Annotated in this window: 4 protein-coding genes; 1 reads left to right on the top strand and 3 read right to left on the bottom strand. The window is 52.9% G+C overall.

All coding sequences use genetic code 11. From position 1 onward, the window contains the following. Positions 1 to 361: 361 nt before the first annotated feature. Entirely contained in the window at positions 362 to 1,660 is a 1,299-nt protein-coding gene (gene kgtP / locus OGY07_RS01210; protein WP_286598186.1) for an alpha-ketoglutarate permease, read from the top strand. Here the strand turns inward: kgtP and OGY07_RS01205 are convergent. The 3 genes from OGY07_RS01205 to OGY07_RS01190 all read right to left on the bottom strand — a co-directional run bounded on the left by OGY07_RS01205 (position 1,657) and on the right by OGY07_RS01190 (position 6,153). Continuing rightward, entirely contained in the window at positions 1,657 to 1,992 is a 336-nt protein-coding gene (locus OGY07_RS01205; protein ID WP_502872422.1) for a YfiM family lipoprotein, read from the bottom strand. The genes kgtP and OGY07_RS01205 overlap by 4 nt on opposite strands. A 31-nt stretch (positions 1,993 to 2,023) precedes the next feature. Beyond that, positions 2,024 to 3,379 carry a CDP-diacylglycerol--serine O-phosphatidyltransferase gene (gene pssA, locus OGY07_RS01200; RefSeq protein ID WP_042291718.1) on the bottom strand — a complete coding sequence of 452 codons (1,356 nt, stop codon included), beginning with the start codon at positions 3,377 to 3,379 and terminating at the stop codon, positions 2,024 to 2,026. 113 nt (positions 3,380 to 3,492) lie between these two features. Next, positions 3,493 to 6,153: a bifunctional acetate--CoA ligase family protein/GNAT family N-acetyltransferase gene (locus OGY07_RS01190; RefSeq protein WP_199956561.1), complete on the bottom strand. Its 2,661-nt coding sequence runs from the start codon at positions 6,151 to 6,153 to the stop codon at positions 3,493 to 3,495. Between the last annotated feature and the right edge of the window lie 17 nt (positions 6,154 to 6,170).

The raw sequence follows: 6,170 nt of genomic DNA, 5'->3' as shown, positions 1-6,170 counted from the left end.
CCCATGCGAGAGTAGGGAACTGCCAGGCATCAGACAAGTGAAAAGCCCATCCTGACGGATGGGCTTTTTGCGTTTCTGGCACAGGCCATCTCAGCGCAGCGACATCCGCCGCGAACAAGCATCCTTCTGGCGCCTAAGTTGACCAACTGCTCTGCAGACCGATTGCCGTCAGGCTATGGTAAAAGTCGGGTCCTGTACCCCCTTACACACTGAGCTTCCTCTGAATTCCTTCTACTGCTAATTAAATCCTCGACCCCTGTCACATAATAATATATAACAATTGAATAACATTTTATTTACCAAAATGACAGCAAACACAACTGATGATCACAATCAGATCTTTGGCAGGAGTACAATTCTAATGACAGAAAGCAGTGTAACTGTGAACGGGTCACTGACCGACAGTGATACCCGTCGCCGCGTATGGGCAATTGTCGGTGCCTCATCCGGGAATCTGGTTGAATGGTTTGATTTCTACGTCTATTCCTTCTGTTCCCTCTACTTTGCGCACATCTTCTTCCCCTCGGGTAACACCACAACTCAACTTCTCCAGACCGCAGGCGTCTTTGCCGCAGGCTTTTTAATGCGCCCTATTGGCGGCTGGCTGTTCGGTCGGATAGCCGATAAACATGGGCGAAAAAAATCCATGCTGTTATCGGTGTGTATGATGTGTATGGGATCGCTGGTGATCGCCTGTCTGCCCGGTTATGAAACCATCGGCACATGGGCGCCAGCGCTGTTACTGCTTGCCCGTCTGTTTCAGGGGCTGTCTGTTGGTGGAGAATATGGCACCAGCGCAACCTATATGAGTGAAGTCGCTGTAGAAGGACGAAAAGGTTTTTATGCCTCGTTTCAGTATGTGACGCTGATTGGTGGGCAATTGCTGGCACTGCTGGTTGTAGTAGTCTTACAGCACACCATGGAGGATGCTGCGCTCAGAGAATGGGGGTGGCGTATACCCTTTGCGTTAGGCGCAGTACTGGCCGTGGTCGCGCTCTGGCTGCGTCGTGAGCTAGATGAAACGTCAAAGCAGGAAACCCGAGCTCTGAAAGAAGCAGGCTCGCTGAAAGGACTATGGCGAAACCGCAGAGCATTTATCATGGTGCTCGGATTCACTGCCGCAGGTTCCCTCTGTTTCTATACCTTCACGACGTACATGCAAAAGTATCTGGTGAATACCGCCGGGATGCATGCCAACGTGGCCAGCGGAATTATGACTGCCGCTCTGTTTGTATACATGCTTGTTCAGCCGTTGTTTGGCGCCCTGTCTGATAAAATTGGTCGACGTACCTCGATGCTGTGTTTTGGCGCGCTGGCGACACTGTTTACCGTACCCATTTTATCCGCGCTACAGAACGTGACATCGCCTTACGCAGCCTTTGGGTTGGTCATGTGCGCATTGCTAATTGTCAGCTTCTACACTTCAATCAGTGGGATTCTGAAGGCCGAAATGTTTCCGGCGCAGGTTCGCGCGCTGGGTGTTGGTCTTTCCTATGCGGTGGCGAATGCGCTGTTTGGTGGTTCCGCGGAATACGTCGCGCTCTCGCTGAAGTCTGTCGGCATGGAAACCTCTTTCTTCTGGTATGTCACAGTGATGGCGATCATCGCGTTTTTGGTCTCGCTGATGCTGCACCGCAAGGGTAAAGGGCTGCGCCTTTAGTTATGCGCCAGTTGCCAGACGGCATAGCCAGTGGTTGCCCCGGCGACATCCCAGGCGAAATCTTTCCAGCTCCAGCCGCTCCCTTCAGGGCGGCTGTCCCACAGTTCTTTTGACGCGCCAAGGCTGAGCGAAAACATCAAACCAAATGCGGCGCTGCGATCGCGGCTTATACCCTGATGTTGCGCATATTCGTTACCTGCGGCTGAAAGCATCGCGGAGGCGATAAAATGCTGAGCCTTATCCTGCCCGTGCCAGCTGTCCTGAGCCAGATGGCTACATCCCGAAAGAACAAAGACGCTCAGAACAAGAAGTATACGCACCGGCACCTCCATACAGAAAACCCCGTACAGGACGGGGTTTTGATTACAGAATACGACTAATAAGCCTGTCGATCCGAATCCGGCGAAGTCGGCGAATAAGTTTACGGACTTTGACCGGATAATCAGCGATGCTTTGAAGATCGCGATAATGTTTAACGATCGTAGTATGCGTACGGATCAGATCCAGTTCTTTTTCTCTTTGCGCCGCCAGTTCTTGCTGAGGATCGTGAATCAGGATCGCATTTTCCAGATCCAGACGCCAGGCGCGCGGATTGAGGTTATTCCCGGTAAGCAACATCCAGTTGTCATCCACCCACATGCCTTTGAGATGATAAGAATTATCTTCGTCTTTCCACAGACGGACGACGAGCTGATCGGTATTCACATAGTATTGCAGACGGCTCAGGAAACGCCGCAGGTTAATCTCATAGAGATAGGGCAGAGCGCCGATAATCTTAAACGGCTCGTTTTCCGGAATATAAAAATCGTTGGCGGTTTTATCTCCGACGATGATCTCCACCTTTTTACCTTCACGCAGCAACTGAATAATGTTGCGCACCAGAATCGCTGGCAGGTTGAAGTAAGGCGTGCAAATCGTAAGCTTATGTTCCGTGCACGGCATCAAATGAAAGATGGTTTTATTGAGCAGGCTGGATTTACCCAGGCCTACTAATGGCGTCACGGAAAGCTGATCGTTGTTCGCATCGCCCTGAAAATGGTAGGCCGCATCGCGTAACTCCTGGCGATACAGACGAATATCATTTTTGATTTCCGGACTTTTTGGACGTTGAGTATCATCCAGTCGATTAACGCCACGACCCTGCATCAGGTTCTGGGTGACCCATTCGAACATGATGTCAGCCATTTTGGCGTTACGGATCAGGTGATAGCGATCATAACGATATTTATCATGCTGATGCAGGTAGACGTCGTTCAGGCTAGCGCCGCTGTACAGCACGCTGTCATCAATGATAAAGCCTTTGAAATGGAGAACGCCAAGGGCTTCACGAGTGTTGATGGGAACGCCGTAGACCGGTACGTCGACGCCGGGGTTTTCATGTGCCATCCGGCAGTACCAGTCGGCATTGGTATTCGATGCCGCCGCGCCGATTCGTCCACGTTGCGCACGATGCCAGTCGACAAGCACCCGAACGTCGAGTTCCGGCCGCTGCCGTTTCGCCTCATAAAGCGCGTTGAGGATGCCTTTGCCACCGTCATCCTGTTCCAGATACAGGGCGATGATGCAAATGCGTTGCTTCGCGCCGGCTATTTTCTCCAGCAGAGTCTCCCTGAACCTGGCAGGAGCATAAAAGAAATCGACATCATCAACTGATTGAGAAATCTTCGGTAGTTGGGCAAGGTGTTGTTGATGTTTATTACGCTTAAATTTTGACAACATCACAGTGCATTTCTTCTCTGTTCATTGAAGGGTCCTCTGTGCTATGCAGACGACATAAGCGGGCAATGATAACACCGTCCCCGTTAAAGTGGTCAACATTTCCAGTACCTTACTCACGATTCCTCGGGCGGCGCAAGCTCAAGCGTTAGCCCAACGATACCCTCTTCAAGCTGGATATCCACGTGGAAACCGAGCTTACGAGCCAGCGCCACCATGCCGCGATTGTTAGGCATCGTAATCCCATTCAGCCGTCTGAGTCCGTGATCCCGGGTATAGGTAATTAATTTTTCCAGCAATCGACGACCTAATCCTAACCCTTTGAGATCGGAACGCACCAGGACGGCAAACTCCGCATCAACGTTATCCGGATCGGAAATCGCGCGGGTGACGCCGAGAATTTCTTCCGTTTGCTCAACGCGTCTCACTGCGACAAATGCCATTTCCCGATCGTAGTCGATCTGCGTCATGTTAGCTAAATCTTCGTGGGTAAATTCATTGATCTCACTAAAATAGCGGTAATAAAGATCTTCTTTGGTGACCTGGGAAATGAACTGCTGAAGATGAGGCTCATCCTCCGGCAGGATAGGTCGGAACAGGCAGCGCTCGCCATTTTTCATCTCGACCCATTCTTCTAATTGATGAGGATAGGGACGCACGGCAAGGCGACTTTCGTTATCACCTTCAAAGGGCGCGATATCCAGAGTGACATCCAGCGCGGTAAACTCTCCAGCTGAGGCCAGCAGCGGATGGATATCCAGTCGCTGGATCTCCGGGCAGTCGACAATCAGGTTCGACACCTGCACCAGTAACTGGCTCAGACCCGCCACATCCAGCGGACGCAAAGCGCTACGCCCGCGGATCTTCTTACTTTTTATTCCCTGAATAACCAGGTAACGCGCCAGATTCATGTTCAGCGGCGGAAGCGCAACGACAGCCTGTTCTTCAGGGTGCCACTCCACGCCGCCTTCGCCCAACATAATCAATGGGCCAAACACCGGATCGTGCTCCACGACCACGCGCAACTCCTGCGCGCCCGCGCGGTTTGCCATGCTTTGCACCAGCAGACCGTGTATGCGCGCTTGCGGCCAGGCCATTCTTACCCGATCAAAGATAGCATTGGCCGCCTGCTGAACCTCATTCGCCGTGCGCAGATACAGCATGACCCCCTGTACTTCTGATTTATGAGGAATATCCGGCGAACGCAGCTTGAGCGCGACCGGGTAGCCAATCTGCTCGGCGATATGCACTGCTTCGGCGCTGTCGCTGGCAATCCAGGTGGGAAGCGTATGCAACCCATAAGCTTGAAGAATGGGCTGAACTTCATGAGTATCTAATGATGTCGCACCCTCGTGAATCGCCTGCTGAAGCAGGTCATGGGCTTGCGTCGTATTGGCGGTGAGATTGCTGGGCAACGCGGGCGTTTCCCGCAATTGTTTCTGGTTTCGCCGGTATTCCACCATATGCATAAACGCGGTAATGGTGCCTTCCGGGGTGCGATAGGTTGGCAGTCCGGCTTCGCTAAATAACCGTCGGGCTTCCTGAGAGGAAAACTCTCCGCACCAGTTGGTTAACAATGAAACAAACTTGCCGCGCGGATGGTGGCTAACGGTTTCTATCAGCGCCTGAGCGGTCTCGGTACCCGGCGCGGTAGCGCTGGGGGAGTGTATAACCATCAACGCGTCAAAATCCTGACTGGCGAGGAGGCATTCCAGCGTTTTAGTGTAATGCGCAATGCTGGCATCATCGCGAAGATCCAACGGGTTAGCTACTTCAACGTGCGCAGGGAGAAGATCGCGTAGCTTCTGGCACGTCTCTTCACTCAGCGTGGCCAGTTTGCCGTTACGCGACCAAAGTTCATCCAACGCCAGCGCCGCCGGCGCTGCGCCATTGCTGATAATCATTAGCCTGTCGCCGCGCAAAGGACGCATATGACTCAGCGTTTCTACCGCAGAAAACAGTTCGTGAGTATCCTGCACGCGCAGCAAGCCTGCGCGCTGAATAGCGGCATCCCAGGCAGGGTCCATTCCGGCGCTGGTCTGTAATAAACGCTGGGCAGCCGGGCTGCGACCGCTTTTGATCACCAGAATCGGTTTATTGCGCGAGGCGCTGCGGGCGGCAGAGACAAATCGTCTGGCATCGCTTAAGTGTTCCAGATAAAGCAGAATGGCGCTCGTTTTACTGTCACGGGAGAGATAGTCAAGCAATTCGTCGACATCAATGTCGAGGCTATCACCAAGTGCAATAAAGTAGGAAAAGCCCATTTCGCGCTGCTGCGCCCAATCGAGAATAGTGTTCGACACCGCAGCGGACTGGGAGATAAACGCCAGCTTACCGCGTTTAATCGGTACCGGAGAAAAGCTGGCATTGAGCCCTTGCCAGGGCGCGAGCAGCCCAAGGCTGTTAGGGCCAAGCAGACGCATTTTATAGCGCGCGGCACAGGACAATAATTCAGCATGTAAAGACGCGGGGGCGGAAAGAATAATACAGGTTTTACAGCCCTTTTCTCCCAGCGCTTCCAGCAGCGCCAGATTGCGGCTGGCATTGGTGCACAATACGGCGAGGTCAGGCGTAAAAGGCAGACTGTCGACGTTCGGCCAGGCCAGTACGCCTAATACCGCTTTCCAGGCGGGCGTGACGGGAAGAACCGGGCCGTTAAAGCCGCCTGCCAACAGATTGCGCATCATCAGGTAACCCGCCCGGTTGGGTTTCATCGATGCGCCAATCACGGCTATCGATTTGGGTCGCAGTAGCGCTTCCAGCCCTCGCTGACTCATATCGGTTTCCCTTACGT

This window comes from Citrobacter sp. Cs237, assembly GCF_030332325.1.
In the GTDB taxonomy this organism is placed as follows: Bacteria; Pseudomonadota; Gammaproteobacteria; order Enterobacterales; family Enterobacteriaceae; genus Citrobacter_A; species Citrobacter_A sedlakii.
This window is presented reverse-complemented; position numbering and strand designations above follow the sequence as displayed.

Bases quoted from the DNA above. Each gene is read 5' to 3' on its own strand.
- pssA (WP_042291718.1), bottom strand. From the start codon at position 3,379: ATGTTGTCAAAATTTAAGCGTAATAAACATCAACAACACCTTGCCCAA.
- kgtP (WP_286598186.1), top strand. From the start codon at position 362: ATGACAGAAAGCAGTGTAACTGTGAACGGGTCACTGACCGACAGTGAT.
- OGY07_RS01205 (WP_502872422.1), bottom strand. From the start codon at position 1,992: ATGGAGGTGCCGGTGCGTATACTTCTTGTTCTGAGCGTCTTTGTTCTT.
- OGY07_RS01190 (WP_199956561.1), bottom strand. From the start codon at position 6,153: ATGAGTCAGCGAGGGCTGGAAGCGCTACTGCGACCCAAATCGATAGCC.